Source organism: Micromonospora sp. DT229, from assembly GCF_049844505.1.
Classification (GTDB): Bacteria; Actinomycetota; Actinomycetes; order Mycobacteriales; family Micromonosporaceae; genus Micromonospora.
Genome location: NZ_JBNCLD010000011.1, coordinates 120,292 through 138,714, shown reverse-complemented (window position 1 = coordinate 138,714; position 18,423 = coordinate 120,292). Strand labels below are relative to the sequence as shown.

Annotated in this window: 13 protein-coding genes; 7 read left to right on the top strand and 6 right to left on the bottom strand. The window is 71.6% G+C overall.

Features of this window, described 5'->3' with window-relative positions; translation table 11 throughout:
- The first annotated feature begins 25 nt into the window (after window positions 1–25).
- Together ACLQ2T_RS18950 and ACLQ2T_RS18945 are read left to right on the top strand one after the other, a co-directional pair.
- Window positions 26–1,285 carry a DNA polymerase IV gene (locus ACLQ2T_RS18950; RefSeq protein WP_425767675.1) on the top strand — a complete coding sequence of 420 codons (1,260 nt, stop codon included), beginning with the start codon at window positions 26–28 and terminating at the stop codon, window positions 1,283–1,285.
- A 115-nt stretch (window positions 1,286–1,400) separates the two neighbouring features.
- On the top strand, window positions 1,401–1,796 hold the full coding sequence (locus ACLQ2T_RS18945; protein WP_327024832.1) for a DUF3040 domain-containing protein: 396 nt from the start codon (window positions 1,401–1,403) through the stop codon (window positions 1,794–1,796).
- 471 nt (window positions 1,797–2,267) lie between these two features.
- Here ACLQ2T_RS18945 and ACLQ2T_RS18940 read toward each other — a convergent pair whose 3' ends face one another.
- From ACLQ2T_RS18940 to ACLQ2T_RS18930, 3 genes are read right to left on the bottom strand one after another with little or no spacing between them, the layout of a single operon-like run.
- Window positions 2,268–4,733 carry a transglutaminase TgpA family protein gene (locus ACLQ2T_RS18940; RefSeq protein ID WP_425767674.1) on the bottom strand — a complete coding sequence of 822 codons (2,466 nt, stop codon included), beginning with the start codon at window positions 4,731–4,733 and terminating at the stop codon, window positions 2,268–2,270.
- A 16-nt stretch (window positions 4,734–4,749) separates the two neighbouring features.
- Window positions 4,750–6,045: a DUF58 domain-containing protein gene (locus ACLQ2T_RS18935; protein WP_425767673.1), complete on the bottom strand. Its 1,296-nt coding sequence runs from the start codon at window positions 6,043–6,045 to the stop codon at window positions 4,750–4,752.
- Window position 6,046: 1 nt separating this feature from the next.
- The gene (locus ACLQ2T_RS18930) at window positions 6,047–7,099 is read right to left on the bottom strand and encodes an AAA family ATPase (RefSeq protein ID WP_425767672.1); all 1,053 of its coding nucleotides are present in this window, start codon (window positions 7,097–7,099) and stop codon (window positions 6,047–6,049) included.
- A 499-nt stretch (window positions 7,100–7,598) separates the two neighbouring features.
- On the opposite strand from ACLQ2T_RS18930, the gene leuS reads away from it, so the two are divergent.
- Complete coding sequence (gene leuS, locus ACLQ2T_RS18925) at window positions 7,599–10,439, top strand: leucine--tRNA ligase (RefSeq protein ID WP_425767671.1); 2,841 nt, start codon at window positions 7,599–7,601, stop codon at window positions 10,437–10,439.
- Window positions 10,440–10,658: 219 nt separating this feature from the next.
- Here the strand turns inward: leuS and ACLQ2T_RS18920 are convergent, their stop codons facing one another.
- Genes ACLQ2T_RS18920 through ACLQ2T_RS18910 form a run of 3 tightly spaced genes read right to left on the bottom strand, consistent with a single transcriptional unit; the run spans window position 10,659 to window position 13,427 of the window.
- Entirely contained in the window at window positions 10,659–11,471 is an 813-nt protein-coding gene (locus ACLQ2T_RS18920; protein WP_425767670.1) for a TVP38/TMEM64 family protein, read from the bottom strand.
- Window positions 11,468–12,190 (bottom strand): type 1 glutamine amidotransferase, encoded by a 723-nt coding sequence (locus tag ACLQ2T_RS18915; protein ID WP_363745755.1) that lies wholly within the window; start codon window positions 12,188–12,190, stop codon window positions 11,468–11,470. Before ACLQ2T_RS18915 ends, ACLQ2T_RS18920 begins: the two co-directional genes overlap by 4 nt.
- Window positions 12,180–13,427 carry a MurT ligase domain-containing protein gene (locus ACLQ2T_RS18910; RefSeq protein ID WP_425767712.1) on the bottom strand — a complete coding sequence of 416 codons (1,248 nt, stop codon included), beginning with the start codon at window positions 13,425–13,427 and terminating at the stop codon, window positions 12,180–12,182. Before ACLQ2T_RS18910 ends, ACLQ2T_RS18915 begins: the two co-directional genes overlap by 11 nt.
- 344 nt (window positions 13,428–13,771) lie before the next feature.
- Between ACLQ2T_RS18910 and mraZ the strand changes: the two genes are divergently transcribed.
- The 4 genes from mraZ (at window position 13,772) to ACLQ2T_RS18890 (ending at window position 18,357) form a co-directional block, all read left to right on the top strand.
- A complete protein-coding gene (gene mraZ, locus ACLQ2T_RS18905; RefSeq protein ID WP_425767669.1) occupies window positions 13,772–14,203 on the top strand; it encodes a division/cell wall cluster transcriptional repressor MraZ in 432 nt (143 codons plus the stop codon).
- 209 nt (window positions 14,204–14,412) lie between these two features.
- A complete protein-coding gene (gene rsmH / locus ACLQ2T_RS18900) occupies window positions 14,413–15,519 on the top strand; it encodes a 16S rRNA (cytosine(1402)-N(4))-methyltransferase RsmH (protein WP_425767711.1) in 1,107 nt (368 codons plus the stop codon).
- Window positions 15,516–16,124, top strand: a complete 609-nt coding sequence (locus ACLQ2T_RS18895) for a hypothetical protein (protein ID WP_425767668.1) — start codon at window positions 15,516–15,518, stop codon at window positions 16,122–16,124. The genes rsmH and ACLQ2T_RS18895 overlap by 4 nt, the downstream gene beginning before the upstream one ends.
- A 4-nt stretch (window positions 16,125–16,128) precedes the next feature.
- A complete protein-coding gene (locus tag ACLQ2T_RS18890) occupies window positions 16,129–18,357 on the top strand; it encodes a peptidoglycan D,D-transpeptidase FtsI family protein (protein ID WP_425767667.1) in 2,229 nt (742 codons plus the stop codon).
- Window positions 18,358–18,423 lie beyond the last annotated feature (66 nt).

Here is an 18,423-nt window from a genome sequence, read left to right as displayed (position 1 = left end):
CGGTGCGGGGGGCTAACCTTCCCAGGTGGGCCGCAGCCAGTCGATACCCCGGGGTGGTGATCCCCGCTTCGGGCCGGACGCCGACGACACCGGCTGTCCGATCCTGCATGTCGACATGGACGCCTTCTACGCCTCCGTGGAGGTGCGGCACCGGCCGGAACTGCGCGGTCGGGCCGTCGTGGTCGGCGGAGTCGGGCCGCGCGGGGTGGTCAGCTCCGCCAGCTACGAGGCCCGACGGTACGGCGTACGCAGCGCGATGCCCACGATGCGGGCCCGCGCCCTGTGCCCACACGCGATCTTCCTGCCACCGGACTTCACCCGCTACTCGGCCGCCTCCCGGGCGATCATGCAGATCTTCCGGGACGTCACCCCGCTGGTCGAGCCGCTGTCACTGGACGAGGCATTCCTCGACGTCGCGGGGGCCCGAAGACTGTTCGGCTCGCCTGCGGCGATCGGCCGCCGCATCCGCGAACGGGTCGCGGAAGAACAGGGACTGACCTGTTCGGTGGGGGTGGGGCCGAGCAAGTTCGTCGCCAAGCTCGGCACCACCCGGGCCAAACCCGACGGGTTGCTCGTCGTCCCGGCCGCCCAGGTGCTCGACTTCCTCCACCCGCTGCCGGTGTCGGCGCTGTGGGGGGTGGGGGAGCGCTCCACCGAGGCGCTGCTGCGGCTCGGCCTGCGTACCGTCGGCGATCTCGCCCAGGCCCCGATCGGGATGCTGCGTACCGCGCTGGGCCAGGCCGCCGCCACCCACCTGCACGAGTTGGCCTGGGGACGGGACCCGCGCCGGGTCAGCCCCGAGCAGGTGGAGAAGTCGATCGGCGCGGAGGTCACCTTCGATGTCGACGTGCGCGACCCGGAACGCCTGCGCCGGACGATCCTCGCCCTGGCCGAGAAGGTCGGCGCCCGGCTGCGGGACGCCGGGCAGGTGGGACGAACCGTGTCGGTGAAGGTGCGAATGTCAGATTTCCGTACCGTCAGTCGATCGCGCACCCTGGAAGTAGCGACTGATGTCGCTAGGGAGATCTTCGACACCGCATGGGCCTTGTTCACCGCTCTGTCCCCCGCTGACCCGATCCGTCTGCTGGGCGTACGCGCGGAGGGACTGCACCCGGCGGATGCCACCCCCCGGCAGCTCACCCTCGGTGAGCCCGAGCGGGGATGGCGGGAGGCGGAGGTCGCCGCGGACGCCGCGGCTGCCCGTTTCGGGCGGTCCGTCATAGGTCCGGCCAGTCTTCTCATCGGTCGCGATGGGCGACGAAAGGAAAATCCGACCCTGCCATAGGTCGTCCCGCTTTCCGAGGCGCGAGCCCCCTCGTAGACTTGCGGGTAAGCAGCCGGTTGGCTGCCACGGTCTGTCGGTCCGACCGGACCGACCAACGTGACCGGGGAGGAGTGCCGTGCCGCTCTCGGAGCACGAGCAGCGGCTGTTCGAGCAGATCGAGCGGTCGCTTGCCGAGGACCCCAAATTCGCCTCGGCCGTGCGCGCCAGCGATCCGCGCTTCCATGCGCGGCGTCGCCTGCTCGTCGCTGCCGGTCTGATCGTCGCCGGCTTGGCGTTGTTGGTATATGGCGCGGTGATCAAAACTCCGCCGCTGGCAGTGGCGGGGTTCGTTGTCATGTTGGCCTCGGCCGCGTTCGCGGTGCAGTCGCACCGTCGGGCGCAGTCGCCGGACCTGCACGTCGTCGGCGGCACAGCTAGTCGTCGCCGATCTCGCGGTCGTGCCGGACGGCGGCCGGGATTCATCGACCGGATGGAGGACCGGTGGCGGCAACGCCCGGAGGGGCACCGCTGACCCGGTACCACCAGCCCTAGGCGGCGGACCGCGTCACCGGCCCACGCCGGCGACGCTTTCCAGCTCGATCGACCCTGTGTCGATCGAGCTGTTCGCCATGCCCTCGATCAGCCAACCACCCCGGCCTCATGCCATCCCCGGCCGCAGGGGACCTCAGCGTCATGACTTCCGGGCCAAACCGGCCCATGAGGTCGTGTCGTCCCCGTCGCCACCGACACAGCCCGCGCTCCCGAGTCCCCACGCACCCGGCACGCCTGAACAAGCCCTCACGCACTCGCCAACTGCCCTGCAAGCAACCCTCTCCTCCCACGCCCCGCCCACCTCGGCCGCGATCTTGCACTTTTGGTCGGGACAAAAGCCCTCAAGCCTGACATTCAGGCGACCAAAAGTGCAAGATCGGCGCGGCGGGGCGGGCGGGCGCAGCCCGTCGCGCGGCGGGGCGGGGTGAGGGGTGGGGGTGAGGGGCGGGGGTTAGCGGGGGGGTCGGGTGGCTAGGAGGCGGCGGGGGTTGAAGCGTAGGAGTCGGGATCGGAGTTCGCCGCCGGAGGCGACCAGGCGGGCCGAGGTGTCCGCGAGGGTGGTGCGCCAACGGCCCAGCACCGACGGCGGCAGGGCGGTCGCCATCAGTCGGGTACGCCGGTCGGCCTGCCCGGCGAGGGCACCCCGGACCGTCCGCAGGGCAGCGGGCAGGGGCTCTCCGGTCAACGGGTCCCGGGCGTAGCGGGCCCGTTCCTCGGCCCGTCCGAGCAGGCGTATCGCCGTACCGGCCTCGGTGGCGGCGCCGACCGACTCCCGGGCCAGCCGTTCGGCGGTCGCCCGAGGGGTCTCCGTCGGGTCCACCCGGACCCGGTAGTCGACCAGGGTGTCGATCAACTCGTCCCAGGCGGCGTGTGCGTCCGCGCGGGCCCGGTCGGCGCTGACCATCACGGTCGGCGGGCCGGTCGTGGCGGAGGTCGGGTCCGGTGGGTCGAGGGTCCGGGCGACCGGGGCCGGTCGACCTCGCCGCCGACGCAGGGCCAGCCGGCGCAGCGCCGGCACGGCGAGCAGCAGGAGCAGCGCCAGCGCCCCGAGGAGGGTCAGCGAGGGCCACGGCGAGGACTGTCCGGCGGGGGTGTCGGGGCTGGCGGCGGCACCCGGGTCGACACCTTCGTCGAACTGGTTGGGGCCGCGATCCGGGGCCGCGGTGGTGTCGATCTCGTCGGGGGTGTCCGAGGCGCCGGGCTGCGGCGTCGTCTCCTCCGGCGCGTCGATGTCCGGCGCCCAGGCGGACCGGGTGGAGCCGGGCACCCCGTAGGTCGGGGTGGCGTCGAACGGTACCCAACCGAAGTTGTCGAAGTAGACCTCGGTCCAGGCGTGCAGGTTCCGGTTGGTCAGGGTCAGGGTGTCACCGGTACGCCGATTGCCGTTGGTGAAACCGAAGGCGACCCGCGCCGGGACGCCGGCGTCGCGCACCATCCAGGCCATCGCGGCGGCGTACTGCTGGCAGTAGCCTGCCTTGTTCTCCAGGAAGTCGAGGATCTGCTGGCCGCTGGTGCCCTCCTCGGTACTCAACTGGTAGGTGAAGCCGTTGTCCTCGGAGAAGTAGTCGTAGATGGCCCGGACCTTGTCGTACTCGGTGCGTCTGTCCTGGGTCAGCTCCGCGACCAGGGCCCGCACCTCGGGCACGTCCGGGGTGACGGTCTGCTGCCGACGCAACGGCAGGTCGGCCGGCAGCGGCTGCGCCGAGCGCAGGGCCTGCGGGGTGTAGGTGGACCGTACGTAGTCGAACGAGAACTTCTTGCCCCGGGAGTTGTCCCGATTGGAGAAGAGCACCTGGAGGTTGGGGTCGTAGAACCAGTTGTTGCCGAGATCGTCGACGTTCACCGGTTCGGTGTAGAACGGCAGCAGGGGCATGTTCAGCTCGCGGGACACCTCCACGGTGGCCCGGTGTCGGGTCCGTTCGACCCCGGGCCGTGGCCCTCCGGTCGGATCGGGCAGGTCCCCGTTGGCGCGCTGACCGTTGGGGCCGCGCACCCGGAAGCCGTCCGCGCGCAGGTCGTCCGCGACCCCGAAGCGCAGGTAGAAGGGCTTCTCCTCGGTGGTGGTGACCTTCACCAGGTCGGTCACCTGGGACTGGTTGAGTTCCCCACTGAGCGCGGCGAACAGATCCACCCGGCCGGGCGAGCCGCCCAGCCCGGTGCCGAGACCGGAACCCACCCCGGAGCTGAACGAGTTCATCAGGCCGACGGTCATTCCCGGCACGGCCAGCGGCACCAGCACCGCCAGCGCCAGGCCCAGCACGGCCAGCCGCCGGCCGGCGGCGGCCAACGGGGAGGCCTCCCACACGTCGACGTCACGACCGTCACCGGTGAACCGGCGACCGAAGCGGCGGACCCGGTCCACGTTGTCGGTGACCAGCAGCCAGAGGAAACCGGCGGCGCCGATGGCGAACGGCAACGGCGGGACGCTGTCCACGTGGACGGCCACCGGCACCGAGTAGATCGCCAGCATCGGCAGCCCGGCCAGGGCCGGGCGGCGCATCCCGACGCAGAGCACATCCACCACCACGGCCACCGCACCGATGCCGAGCACGGTGACGAACAGCAGCGGATCGGTGTCGGGGACCTTGACCCCGTAGGAGCGCATGTCCTCGACCGAGCCGGTCAGCAGCTGCGCGAAGTGCCCGAAGGTGCTCGGGGTGGGCAGCACGGCCAGCAACTCGCCACCGCTGGGGAACAGCCAGGTCAGGGCGAGGGTGAGGCCCCCCAGCATGGCCAGGACCTGGGCCCACAGCGGGAACCGGCCGAGTCGGGCCAGGGCCGCCGCGGCGGCCACCGCGGCCACCGCGATGACGGCCTGCACGAACCAGGTCCAGCGTTCGAAGATGGCCGACAGGGGCGCGGAGGCGAGCAGGGTCGCCGCGGCGGCCACGAGGCCCAGGTTCCGGTGGGCGATCATGAGGGGGACCTTCCGTTCATCGCACGCCGCCGGCCACCGTCTCGGCCATCGCCGCACGTAGGGCGAACCCTTGCGAACCTCGCCCGGCCTGTGGCCAGAGGGCCGGCAGCCGACCACCGTGGTCGACCCCGATGACCCGCCAACCGGACTGGAGCAGGGCCAGGGCGGCGGCGTCGTGGGCCTGGTCGGCCTCGGCCCGGGCCTGCGCCGGCAGGTTCAGCCAGGCGGAGCTGTCCAGCAGGAAACACACACAGGTGGCGTTGTTGGCCCGCAGCCCGGCCAGCAGCTCCGCCTCGGCGGTGCTCAGCGTCCCGAACAGGCCGATGATCAGACCACCGTCGGAGCGTTGCCGGACGTGCTGCATCAGGGTGGTGATCTCGACCCGCTGGTCCAGTCGGACCTCCGCGAGATGGTCGAGCAGCAGCCCGTCGCCGCCGTCTCCCGCGTCGATGTCCACCCCGGCTCCGGTGACCAGGCGCAGCTTGTAGCCGGCCTGACGCAGGTGTACGGCGATGCTGGCCGCCGCCGAGACGGTCCACTCGAAGCTGGCCGTCGGCCCGTCACCGTGATGGCCGTACGCCCGGGTGTCCAGCAGCACGGTGGCCCGGCTCTCCCAGGGCTGTTCCTCCCGCCGCACCATCAGCTCACCCGTGCGGGCGGTCGACTTCCAGTGCACCCGGCGCAGGTCGTCGCCGCGCCGGTACTCGCGGGTCGCCGCATCGTCCTCGCCGTGCACCGCCACCGAGCGGGACCGGCTCTCACCGCTGCCGGTGTACTCCCCGGGCAGTCGCACCGACGGCAGCGGCACCACCTGCGGGACGACCGTCAGCCGGTCGGTGCCCGGGAAGGCCCGGGTGAGTTCGCACAGCCCGAAGGGGTCGGTCATCCGCACCATCAGCGGACCCACCTCGTACCGGCCGCGCACGTCGGCCCGCACGGTGTACGCCACCGAGCTGGCCTGGTGGGCGCCGAGCCGTTCCAGCACCACCCGGGGACGACTGCCCAGGGCGTACGGCAGGCGGTCCTCCAGCAACAGGGTGCCGGTGGGCAGCCGGGACATGTTCTGCAACCGCAGCACCACCCGGGCGTTCGCCCCGACCGGCATCCGGTGCGGCTCCAGCGACCGGTGACAGGCCAACTTGTACCGGCTGCGGCCGACGTAGAAGGCGGCGAGCAGGGGCAGGACGGCCAGCAGCACGGCCACCCGGAGCAGATCCTTCTCGCCGAGGATGCCGGCGGAGATGGCCGCCGCCACCGCGGCGGCCAGGAACGAGCGGCCACGGGTGGTCAGTCCACGCAGACCGTCACGCACGTCACGGCCTCCGCGGCTCGAAGGGGGCCCGGCCGTTGCCGGTCGGCGGCCGGTTGTCGTACGGCGAGCGCTTGCGGTCGTGCGGCAGGGGCAGCCGGTGCACCAGCTCGGCGATGATCGCGTCGGTGGTGCGCCGGGCCAGCTGTGCGTCCGCGGTGGGGATGAGCCGGTGCGCCAGTACGGGCACCGCCAGGGTCTGAAGGTCGTCCGGAAGCACGTAGTCACGCCCGTCCAGGGCCGCCACGGCCCGGGCGGTCCGCAGCAGTTGCAGGGTGCATCGGGGGGAGGCGCCGAGCCGCAGGTCGGGCGACTCGCGGGTGGCGGTGACCAGGTCGACGGCGTACTGCTTGACCGCGTCGGCGACGTGCACCTGCCGGACGTGCCCGATCAGTCGGCGTACCGTCTCGGCGTCGGAGACCGGCCGCAGGGCCGCCAGCGGATCCACCGCACCGTGCGCGTCGAGCATGGCCAGCTCGGCGGCCGGATCCGGGTAGCCCATCGCGATCCGGGCGGTGAAGCGGTCCCGCTGCGCCTCCGGCAGGGGGTACGTCCCCTCCATCTCGATCGGGTTCTGGGTCGCGATCACCATGAACGGGGTCTGCAACTGGTAGGTCACCCCGTCGACCGTGACCTGCCGTTCCTCCATGCACTCCAGCAGGGCGGACTGGGTCTTCGGGGAGGCCCGGTTGATCTCGTCGCCGACGACCAGGTTGGCGAAGACGGCACCCGGGCGGAACTCGAAGTCGTGGGTCTCCTGGTTGTAGACGCTGACCCCGGTGACGTCGCTGGGCAACAGGTCGGGGGTGAACTGGATGCGGCGTACCGAACAGTCGATGGACCGGGCCAGCGCCTTGGCCAGCTTGGTCTTGCCGACTCCCGGCACGTCCTCGATGAGCAGGTGACCCTCGGCGAGCAGGACGGCCAGGGCGAGTCGCACGGTGGCGGTCTTGCCCTCGATGACCTGTTCGATGTTGGCCACGATGGCGTCGCTGGCGGCGCGGAACTCGTCGAACGGCAACAGGCCGCCAACCTCGTCCCAGGTCTGCTGTGTCACGGGCCTCCTCCTCGTCGCCATCACGGCAGCTCTGAATAGAGCACCTGGCCCCGCCGTTGGGTTCGCGACGTTTGCAAGCCTCGTCTGCCGCAACAATCTCACTGGCCTCTCAGGCTAACCATGTTTGTCGCCGACGCCGACCTGCGCAGGTGTTTGAGGGCTTACGCAACGTTTGTCACTCACGCAGCGCATGTCGCTGGTTCTTCTCGGGTGATGGGGGTCCGGGTGGGTGGTGCACGACGCGCTCGTACCGGTTGGCGGTACACTGCCGGACATGGCCGGAGTCTTCCTGCTTACCCAGCCGTGCTGATGCGCTGAACGCGCGACAGCACGGCGGCCCCTCCTGCGTGAGGGGCTTTTTCGTGCCCGCCGCCGGCCCTCCGGGGCGGGCCGGCGAGACAGACCCGAGACCAGCCAGCACTCCGACAGACTCCGCCGAGCGATGCGAGGAGAAGGCCATGAGCGAGCGGCAGCGAGCGATTCACCAAGGTGGGGCGGCATGAGCGAGGCAGCCACCCCGACGAGCGACACGCCACCGTTCCGGTACACCGCCACCCTGGCCGACGACATCGAACGCCGCTGGCAGGACGTCTGGGAACGCGAGGGCACCTTCCACGCGCCGAACCCCTCCGGTCCGCTGGCCGATCCGGCCCACCCGCGTTCCGGCGCCGAGAAGCTGTACGTGCTGGACATGTTCCCCTACCCCTCGGGCGCCGGCCTGCACGTCGGTCACCCGCTGGGCTACATCGGCACCGACTGCTTCGCCCGCTACCAGCGGATGGCCGGGCGTAACGTGCTGCACGCGATGGGCTTCGACGCCTTCGGCCTGCCCGCCGAGCAGTACGCGGTGCAGACCGGCACCCACCCGAGGACCACCACCGAGGCCAACATCGAGCGGTACCGGGAGCAGTTGCGTCGGCTGGGCCTGGCCCACGACCAGCGCCGGTCGGTGGCCACCATCGACACCGACTTCTACCGCTGGACCCAGTGGATCTTCCTGCAGATCTTCAACTCCTGGTACGACCGCGACGCCGGTCGGGCCCGCCCGATCAGCGAACTGGTAGCCGAGTTCGCCGCAGGCACCCGGCGTACCCCGGACGGGCGTCCGTGGGGTGAGCTGTCCGCCGCCGAGCAGCGGGCGATCATCGACGACCACCGCCTGGCGTACGTGTCGCAGGCGCCGGTGAACTGGTGTCCCGGCCTGGGCACCGTGCTGGCCAACGAGGAGGTCACCGCCGACGGGCGCTCCGAGCGGGGCAACTTCCCGGTCTTCAAGCGCAACCTGAAGCAGTGGATGATGCGGATCACCGCCTACGGTGACCGGCTGCTGGACGACCTGGACAAGCTGGACTGGCCCGAGCCGATCAAGCTGATGCAGCGCAACTGGATCGGCCGTTCCACCGGTGCGCACATCGACTTCCCGACGGCGACCGCCCCGATCCGGGTGTTCACGACCCGGCCGGACACCGTCTTCGGGGCCACCTACATGGTGCTGGCCCCGGAGCACGAGCTGGTCGACTCCCTGGTGCCGGCCGCCTGGCCGGAGGGGACCCGGGACGCCTGGACCGGGGGGCACGCCAACCCGCGGGCCGCGGTCGAGGCGTACCGCAAGGCGGCGGCGGCCAAGACCGACGTCGAGCGGCAGGCCGACACCAAGGTGAAGACCGGGGTCTTCACCGGGGCGTACGCCACCAACCCGGTCACCGGTAAGCAGATCCCGATCTTCATCGCGGACTACGTGCTGGCCGGCTACGGCACCGGCGCGATCATGGCGGTGCCCGCCCAGGACGAGCGGGACTGGGACTTCGCCGAGGTCTTCGAGCTGCCGATCGTGCGTACGGTCGCGCCGCCGGAGGGCTTCGACGGCAAGGCGTACACCGGGGAGGGCCCGGCGATCAACAGCGCCGCGCCCGACCGCGGCCTGGACCTGGACGGACTGGGGGTGGCCGACGCCAAGGCCCGGATCATCGCCTGGCTGGAGGAGACCGGCAACGGTCAGGGCGCGACCACCTACCGGCTGCGGGACTGGCTGTTCAGCCGGCAGCGCTACTGGGGCGAGCCCTTCCCGATCGTGTACGACGCCGAGGGCACCGCCATCGCCCTGCCGGAGGAGATGCTGCCGGTCGAACTGCCCGAGGTGGACGACTTCTCCCCGCGTACCTTCGACCCGGAGGATGCCGACACCGACCCGGAGACCCCGCTGTCGCGCCGCCGGGACTGGGTCGAGGTGGAGTTGGACCTGGGTGACGGCCCCAAGCGGTACACCCGGGAGACCAACGTGATGCCGCAGTGGGCCGGCTCCTGCTGGTACGAACTGCGCTACCTGGACCCCACCAACGACGGGCGGTTCGTCGACGCCGACAGCGAGCGGTACTGGATGGGCCCGCGCAGCGAGGGCGACTGCGGCGGGGTGGACCTGTACGTCGGCGGGGCCGAGCACGCCGTGCTGCACCTGCTGTACGCCCGGTTCTGGCACAAGGTGCTGTACGACCTGGGTCACGTGTCCAGCTTCGAGCCGTTCCGCAAGCTGTTCAACCAGGGCTACATCCAGGCGTACGCGTACACCGACGCCCGGGGTGCCTACGTGCCCGCCGAGGAGGTCGTCGAACGCGACGGCGGCTTCTACCTGGGCGACGTCCAGGTCAACCGCGAGTACGGCAAGATGGGCAAGTCCCTGAAGAACATCGTCACCCCGGACGAGATGTGCGCCGCCTACGGCGCCGACACCTTCCGGGTGTACGAGATGTCCATGGGGCCGCTGGAGGTGTCCCGCCCCTGGGAGACCCGGGCGGTCATCGGCTCGTACCGGTTCCTGCAACGGGTCTGGCGGGCCATCGTCGACGAGCACACCGGGGCCTCCCGGGTGGTCGACACCCCGGCCGACGAGGCGACCCGACGGCTGCTGCACAAGGTGATCGACGGGGTCCGGGGCGACATGGAGTCGATCCGGTTCAACACCGCGATCGCCAAGCTGATCGAGCTGACCAACGCGGTGACCCGACTGCCGGCCACCCCGCGTGAGGTGGCCGAGCCGCTGGTGCTGATGCTGGCGCCGGTCGCCCCGCACATCGCCGAGGAGTTGTGGCGGCGACTGGGTCACGACACCTCGCTGACCTACGCGGACTTCCCGGTCGCCGACCCGGCCCTGCTGGTCGCCGAGTCGGTGACCTACCCGGTGCAGGTCAACGGCAAGGTCCGGGGCCGCATCGAGGTCCCCGCCGACGCGACCGAGGAGAGCGTGCGGGAGCAGGCGCTGGCGGCGGTGGCCGCCGTGCTGGCGGGCAAGGAGCCGCGCAAGGTCATCGTCATCCCCGGCCGGATGGTCTCCGTGGTGCTGTAGCGAAAGGAGGGGCCCTTCCCCACGCCTCGCGTAGTGGAAGGGCCCCTTCTTGACGTGCGCCGACTGCCACCTTGCGCCCCCTTGAGTGGCGAGGCCGCGAGATCACGCTCGATGTGGGATCGAGTGGCCTTGCCGCGCTGCGAGACCACTCGATCCCACATCGAGCGTGACCATGAAGTGCGGGCGAGTTGCACGCACGACGTGGCGCGTGGCGGAGGCCTACTTGAGGGGAAGGGCGGCGCGAGTTCGCCGTTCGGCGCGCCACCAGCGGGCGACCAGGATTGCGCTGGCGATGAAGCCGAGTGAGGCGGGGGCGGCGGCGTACCAGTTGATGCCGTCGGGGCTGGTGACGGCGGCGCCGAGGGCCGCGTAGCCGAAGGCGGTGGGCACGGAGGCGAGCACGCTGCCGGTGAGGAAGGGCAGCATCCGGGCGCCGGTGGTGCCGTAGCCGTAGCTGACCAGGCCGAAGGCGGAGATGGGCAGCAGCCGTACGGTGATCACCCCGACCACGCTCTGCCGGGTGAACCAGCGATCCAGCCGGGCCAGCCGGCCGCGTACCCGTTCGGCGACGAAGTCCCGGCCGAGCAACCGGCCGACCGCGAAGCCGGCCGCCGCCGCGACCAGGGCGGCCCCCAGGGTGTACAGGGCACCCGGCAACATCCCGAAGATCGCGCCGGCGGCGAGGGTGATGAAGGTACGCGGCACCAGCGCTACCAGCAGCAGTGCCCCGCCGAGGATGGCCGCGACCGGGGCGAAACCACCCAGCCGGTCGGCCAGGTGGGGCAGGGTGGCCGGGTCGGGCAGCGGCGTCAGCAGCAGGAACAACCCGAATCCGGCGAGCAGGAACACCAGCAGCCCGAACCGCAGCCCCGACGACGCCCCGACGAGCCCGAACCCCCGCCGTCCGGGCTGCCCGCCGAGGACGGGCCCGCCGCCCAGCCGGTCCGCGCCGCCGTCGGGCGTGGTGTCGTCGGGCGTGGTGCCGGGGGCTCGTGACCGTCGGGCCAGCAGCCGCCGGACGGCCGGGATCATGGCCGGGCGGCAGCCGCCACCGCAGCCCGACGCTCGGCGCGCAGCCGGTCGGCCCAGGTGTCGTCCAGTGGCGGCAACTGCTGGGCACCGGTGGCCCAGCGCAGCAGCAGGTCGGCCAGGGCCGGGTTGCGGGCCAGCGCCGGCCCGTGGGAGTACGTGCCGAGCAGTTTGCCCCGCCAGGCCCCCTCGGTGGCGCCGTCGTTGCCGACTCCGGCGGTGACCCGGGCCAACGGGGCGACCCCGGGGCCGAGCTGGGTACGGCCGCCGTGGTTCTCGAAGCCGGTCAGCGGCGGCAGGCCCAGCCGGGCGTCGATGTCCCCGGCCAACTCGCCGACCGCACGGCTGGCGCCCCGGTCCGAGCTCAGGTCGAGCAGCTCCAGGCCGCGGTACTGGGTGCCCTTGGCGAAGAAGGAGGTGCCGAGCAGTTGGTAGCCGGCGCAGACCCCGAACACCACCGAGCCCTGGGCCACGGCCCGGTGCAGCCCACCGTCGGCGAGCAGCCGCTGGGCCCCGAGGGCCTGCGGGCCGTCCTCGCCACCACCGATGAGGTAGATGTCGGCCGTGGTCGGCAACGGCTGGTCGGAGCGGACCTCCAGCACCTCGACCGGGAACCCGCGCTGGCGCGCCCGCCGGGCCAGGATCAGCACGTTGCCGCGGTCGCCGTAGGTGGACAGCAGGTCGGGATAGATCCAGACGATGCGCAGGGTCTCAGTTGACACGGTCCAACTCCGCTCGGATGTCCTGGAACGCGGTGTAGTTCGCGATGACCTCCAACCGACCGGGTGGCACCGCCCGGACGGCGTCGTCGAAGGTGCGTACGTGCTGGAAGGGCACGTCGTTGACGTCGAGGCGGACCGCCAGGTCGTACGCCCGGTCGCCGGTGATCAGCACCTGGCGGCCACGCAGCGGGGCGAAGTCGACATCGAACAGCCAGGAGGTGTCCAACCCGTCGGGGTCCCGCGCGTTGATGGACAGCAGGGTCGGCGCCAGCTCGGCCATGTCGAAGGCCTCCAGCCAGCTCGCCGGGTTCTTGGCCAGCAGCAGCCGGACCGTACGCCCGTCCCGGACGACCTGGGCGTACCGTCCGGCGACCGAGGTGACGTCGGCCAGGCGGGGAACCGCGTCGAAGGGGCGGACGCCGAACTCGGCGGCGACGGCCAGGGCGGTGGCCGCGTTGCCGACGTTGACCTTGCCGGGGAGTTGGAGCTTGACCTTGTACCAGGCGCCGGTCGGGTCCAGGACGCCTTCCTCGTCGACGGTCCACTGCGGCTGGGGCCGGCGCAGCGGGCAACCGGTGCACCACCACTGTTCACCGGAGCGCTGGATGGTGGACCCGCACTCGGGGCAGACCCAGGAGTCGTCGTGCCAGCGCTGCCCGGCGGAGAACCAGGTGACGTGCGGCGGGTTGATCCGCTGGTCGTGGGTGGCCGGTGGGGTGGCCGCCCAGACCACCATCGGGTCGTCGGCGTTGGCGATGATGCGGATGTCCGGATGCCGGACCAGTGCCGCGCGCCAGAGCTGCGCCATCATGGCGACCTCCTTGGCGCGGTCCAGTTGGTCGCGGGAGAGGTTGAGCAGCGCCACCACGTGCGGGTCGGTCGCCTCGATCACCTGGGCCAGGTAGTGCTCGTCGACCTCCAGCACCGCGTACGGGGTGCTGCCGGCCTTGGCCAGGGCGGAGGTGTGGCCGGTGGGCATGTTGGCGCCGAAGGAGTTGGTGGCCACCCGGCCCAGCACCCCGACGGCCGCGGCGGCCAGTCGGGTGGTGGTGGTCTTGCCGTTGGTGCCGGAGATCAGCGCGATGGCCCGCCCGGCGGAGAGATGGGCCAGCAGGTCCGGATCGATCTTCAACCCGATCCAACCGCCGATCACCGAGCCGTCGCCGCGGCCGGCAGCCCGGGACAGCGCCGCGGCGGTTCGTGACACCGAACTGGCCACCTTCGCCCGTAGGGGCATTTTCGCGTCCGTCACGCGAGCGAGGTTACCGGACCATGGCATGGGTCAGATCGCCGATCCGTTCGGGTGGGCTTTGTCGGCGATGCGGCCGGTGCCGTTCGGCCGACCGGAGTGGATCTATGTCAGATAGCGGACCCGGTCGTGCACCCCGCTGCGCCCTCCACTCCGCTCCACCCCGACTGACGTGCGGTTTTGTCGTCCAAGATGGCGCGCCACGCGGTCCAATCTGGTTGCGGGTGGAGGGAAGTGGAGTAGAGTGGGGCGCATTGGTGAGGCCGGGAGGGCCCACCGGCCCGGGGGGTCAGCGGCGCGCGAACGCCGCTAAAGGGCGAGGGGGTTGGGCCGTGTTTCTCGGCACCCACACTCCGCGTCTGGACGACAAGGGCCGGTTGATCCTTCCGGCGAAGTTCCGGGATGAGCTGGCGGGGGGTGTCGTGATCACCAAAGGGCAGGAACGCTGCCTCTACGTCTTCCCGACGCCGGAGTTCCAGCACATCGCGGATCAGTTGCGTGCACAGCCGATGACACACAAGGCGGCCCGGGCCTACAGCCGTGTCTTCTTCGCCAGTGCACACGACGAAGTGCCCGACAAGCAGGGCCGGGTGACCATCCCGGCACACCTGCGCAGCTACGCGGGGCTCGACCGGGACCTGGTGGTCATCGGCGCGAGCACCCGGGTGGAGATCTGGGACAAGGTCGCCTGGGAGACCTACCTCGCCGAGAGCGAAGACGACTTCGCCGACATCGAGGAAGGGGTGCTGCCCGGCGGTCTGTAGGGCGTGACGACGCCCGACGTACTGCGAGATCTCCAGCCGCTTTCGAGTTCCTGGCATCCCTTCCCCGGTGCCAGGGGCACGATCCGACACGGAGGGCTGTGGCCCGACGGCCGGGCGGGGAGCGGATGGGGATCTGGCGGTACGACGGCACGGCGTCGTCCGACGAGCAGAACGCAGAAGACAACAAGGTCAAGCCAGTGGGGGTCGACATGGGGGAGCTACGCGGCACGCATGTGCCGGTGCTGCTTGAGCGGTGTCTCGAGCTGCTGGCCCCCGCACTGGGCCGAGGCGGTCGCACCGTGCACGTCGACGCGACACTGGGGCTGGCCGGCCATGCCGAGGCGGTGTTGCTGGCCCATCCGGAGACCATCCTGGTGGGCCTGGACCGGGACACCGAGGCACTGGCCCACGCTCGGGTGCGACTGGCCCGCTTCGCCGATCGGATTCACCTGGAGCACGCCGTCTACGACGAGCTGCCCGAGGTGCTCGACCGGCTGGGCTATCCGCGGGTCGACGGGGTGCTGTTCGACCTGGGCGTGTCCTCGCTGCAACTCGACGCGCCCGACCGCGGGTTCGCGTACGCGCAGGATGCGCCGCTGGACATGCGGATGGACCAGACCCGGGGGGTGACCGCCGAAGAGGTGGTCAACACCTACGCCCATCCGGACCTGGCCCGGGTGCTGCGGGTGTACGGCGAGGAGAAGTTCGCCGGACGGATCGCCTCGGCGATCATCCGGGAGCGGGAGCGCAACCGGATCACCTCCTCGGCCCGACTGGCCGAGTTGGTTCGGGAGTCCATTCCCGCACCAGCCCGACGAACCGGTGGACACCCGGCTAAGAGAACGTTTCAGGCTTTGAGGATCGAGGTAAACAGGGAACTGGCAGCGCTGGAGACGGCGCTGCCGGCGGCCCTGGACAGGCTTTCGGTCGGCGGTCGTCTGGTGGTCATGTCCTACCACTCGTTGGAGGACCGGCTCACCAAACAGGCGCTCGCCGGCCGGGTCCGTAGCACCGGCCCGGTCGACCTCCCGGTCGAACTGCCCGGGTCGGAGCCGACGTTCCGGCTGCTCAGCCGGGGCGCGGAGCTGCCCGGGGAGGCGGAGGTCGCCGCCAACCCGAGAGCCGCTTCGGTGCGGCTGCGGGCGGCGGAACGGATCGACCCGCAGGCCCGGCAGCAGGGGAGTACCGACCGCGAACGGTACCGCCGCCGGGTCAAGGCGATGCACCAACCGGGGACGGGATCGGCCACCGGATCCGCAACGGGTCCGCAGCCGGGCCCGGGGGAGACGACGGACGAAGAGGGGGAGGGAACATGAACGTGGACAAGCGCCGGAACATCGCCGGCGCCGGGCAGCGCGTACCGCGGTCGGGGGGCCGGATCGCGGCAGAGCGGGTTCGGGGGACCGGGGACACCACCCGGCGTACGGAGCGGATGAGCCCGCTGGAGCAGACTCGCGCCCGGGGGGCGCGCGAGTTCCGCACCGAGGGCAGTGCCGCGTTGCGGCCGGTCGAGCGGGCCGGGGTCACCGAGCCGCAGCAGGCGGCGGCACCGCAGCTGCGGGTCGCTCCGCCGGCGCCGGTACGGGTGCCTCGGGCGCCGTTCGCGGCGCTGGTCGTGATGCTGGTCGTCGGCGGGGTGCTGGGCATCCTGGCGGTCAACACGAAGATCAACGAGAACGCCTTCCGGCTGCTGGAGCTTCAGGAGCAGCAGGCCAAGCTCGACGTGGAGCAGCAGCAGTTGACCAAGCAGATCGCCGACGCCGAGGCGCCGGGCAACCTGGCCGACCAGGCCCGCAAGCTGGGGCTGGTCGAGTCGGGGGAGCCGGCCCTGATCCGGCTGCCCGACGGCAAGCTGATCGGGGTGCCGCAGCCGGCCGGTGGGCAGGCGTCGATCACGAGCACCCAGGGCGCGGAGGGGTAAGACCGTGCCACCGAGGTCGGAGGAACCGCGCCGGGACGCCACAGGCTCCCGGCGCGGTTCGTCACGTGGTGCCTCCGATCGGCAGGTGCCACCCCGCAGCAATGGAGAGCGCGCCGCCGGAGAACGGGGTGGCGAATCGGGCATCGGTGGCATCTCCGACGCCCGGGCGTACACCCCTCGGGGCCGCACCATCCGCGAAGGCGGCGCCACTGCGGCGGCCGGCCGGGCCGAACAACGGCGTACCCCCCGCAGCAACCGGTCCCAGGATCCCTTCCGGCCGGCCCTCCAGGTGCTCGACGGAGGTCGGGCGGCAGCGGCCCGGGGTGGGGGCCGGCAGGGCGCCGCAGCCCGCAGGGACGGCGGCACCGGTCGCACCACGGTGGTGCGCACCGTAACGCCCCGCACGCCGCGCGGCGAGGAGGCCGAGCCGCCCCGGCGACGGGTGACCGACCCCCGGCGTCAGGATCGTGGGGGCCCCCGTCGTCCCGCCCGCAAGCCGCCCCGCCCGCCCAAGCTCGCCGATCCGGCCCGTCGCCTGCGGCTGGGCACCGCGCTGGTGATGGCCATGTTCGTCGCCATCGGCATCCGGCTGGTCGTGCTCCAGACCGTGGACACGCCCGCGTACGCCGACGGGGGCATGGCCGACCGGCTGCGCACCGTGCAGCTACCGGCGCCGCGCGGGGCGATCTACGACCGGAACGACGCAGCCCTGGCGCACAGTGTCGAGGCGCGTTACGTCTACGCCGACCCCACCCGGGTCGAGGACATCGAGGCGACCGCCCGGACGCTCTCCCCGATGCTCGGCATCTCCGCCTCCGAGCTGGCCGAGAAGATGCAGCCCCGCAAGCGGATCAACGGGGTCGACTCGCGGTTCGAGTACCTGGCCCGGGGGGTGGACATCGACCGGGCTCGCGAGATCATGAAGCTCGAACTGCCCGGCATCTACACCCAGCGCGACGAGCGACGCGAGGTGCCCGGCTATGACCTGGCCGCCAACCTGATCGGCTTCACCAGCCCCGACATGATCGGCCTGGAAGGGCTGGAGGCACGCTACGACGACCTGCTGCACGGCGAGGACGGCGAGCGGACCTTCGAGATCGGCCTCGGAGCGCCCATCCCGAGCGGGTACAGCCGTACCACCCCGGCCAAACCGGGCAGCTCGATGGTGCTGACCATCGACCGTGACCTCCAGTTCATGACGCAGCGGATCCTCAGCGAGCAGGCCAAGGCGGCGCAGGCCAGCACCGCTGCGGCGATCGTGCTGGACGTGCGTACCGGGGAGGTGCTGGCCCAGGCCAGCCAGCCGACCTACAACGCGGCGCGACCGCAGGCCAGCGAACCGACCGACCGGGAGGACGCGGCCACCAGCTTCGTGGTCGACCCGGGCTCGGTGCACAAGGCGATCACCTTCGGGGCGGCCCTCCAGGAGGGGGTGATCACCCCCGACACCTCGTTCCCGGTGTCCAACGCCATCCGCAAGGGCGACACCTGGTTCCCGGACACGCACTTCGCCAACGGACGGCGGATGAGTGTGGCCGGGATGATGGCGTACTCCTCGAACGTCGGCACCATCCAGATCGCCGACAAGCTGGGCCCGGAGCGGCTGATCGACTACCAGCGCCGATTCGGTCTGGGTAAGCCGACCGGGGTCGGCATGCCCGGTGAGGCCGGCGGCCGGCTGCTGCCCTTGTCGGAGTGGAGCGACTCGTCGCACGGGTCGGTGCCGATCGGGCACAGCGTGGACGCCACCCCCTTGCAGATGGCCGCCGCCTACGCCGCCATCGCCAACGACGGCACGTACATCCAGCCGCACCTGGTCAAGGAGACCATCGACCCGCAGGGCAACCGGACCCCGGCCGAGGCGCCGGCGACCCGTCCGGTGCTCAGCCCCGAGAACGCCAAGGCCCTGCGCACCATCCTGGAGGCGGTCACCACGGTGGAGAACGCCACCGGGTTGGCCGCCGCGATCCCCGGCTACCGGGTGGCCGGCAAGACCGGCACCGGGTGGCGGCTGGTCGACGGCAAGAAGCAGCCCGGGGATGTCGCCTCGTTCATCGGGATGGCACCGGCGGAGAACCCCCGGTACGTGATCGCGGTCTTCGTGCACAGCCCGAGCGGTGGCGGCGGAAAGGTCGCGGCCCCGGCCTTCCGGGACATCATGACCTTCACCCTGCGGCACTTCAAGGTGCCCCCCTCCAGTGAGCCCGCGCCGAAGTTCACCGTCTTCCCGTAGGACGGTCCGGTCCGCACCGACCCGCCGGCAGCACCTGCCGGCGGGTCGATCCGGGTTGTCCGACTC

What these genes read in the sequence shown, in the direction of transcription:
- ACLQ2T_RS18940 (WP_425767674.1), bottom strand. Translation starts at nt 4,733, where the DNA reads ATGATCGCCCACCGGAACCTGGGCCTCGTGGCCGCCGCGGCGACCCTG.
- leuS (WP_425767671.1), top strand. Translation starts at nt 7,599, where the DNA reads ATGAGCGAGGCAGCCACCCCGACGAGCGACACGCCACCGTTCCGGTAC.
- ACLQ2T_RS18920 (WP_425767670.1), bottom strand. Translation starts at nt 11,471, where the DNA reads ATGATCCCGGCCGTCCGGCGGCTGCTGGCCCGACGGTCACGAGCCCCC.
- ACLQ2T_RS18910 (WP_425767712.1), bottom strand. Translation starts at nt 13,427, where the DNA reads ATGCCCCTACGGGCGAAGGTGGCCAGTTCGGTGTCACGAACCGCCGCG.
- rsmH (WP_425767711.1), top strand. Translation starts at nt 14,413, where the DNA reads ATGGGGGAGCTACGCGGCACGCATGTGCCGGTGCTGCTTGAGCGGTGT.
- ACLQ2T_RS18895 (WP_425767668.1), top strand. Translation starts at nt 15,516, where the DNA reads ATGAACGTGGACAAGCGCCGGAACATCGCCGGCGCCGGGCAGCGCGTA.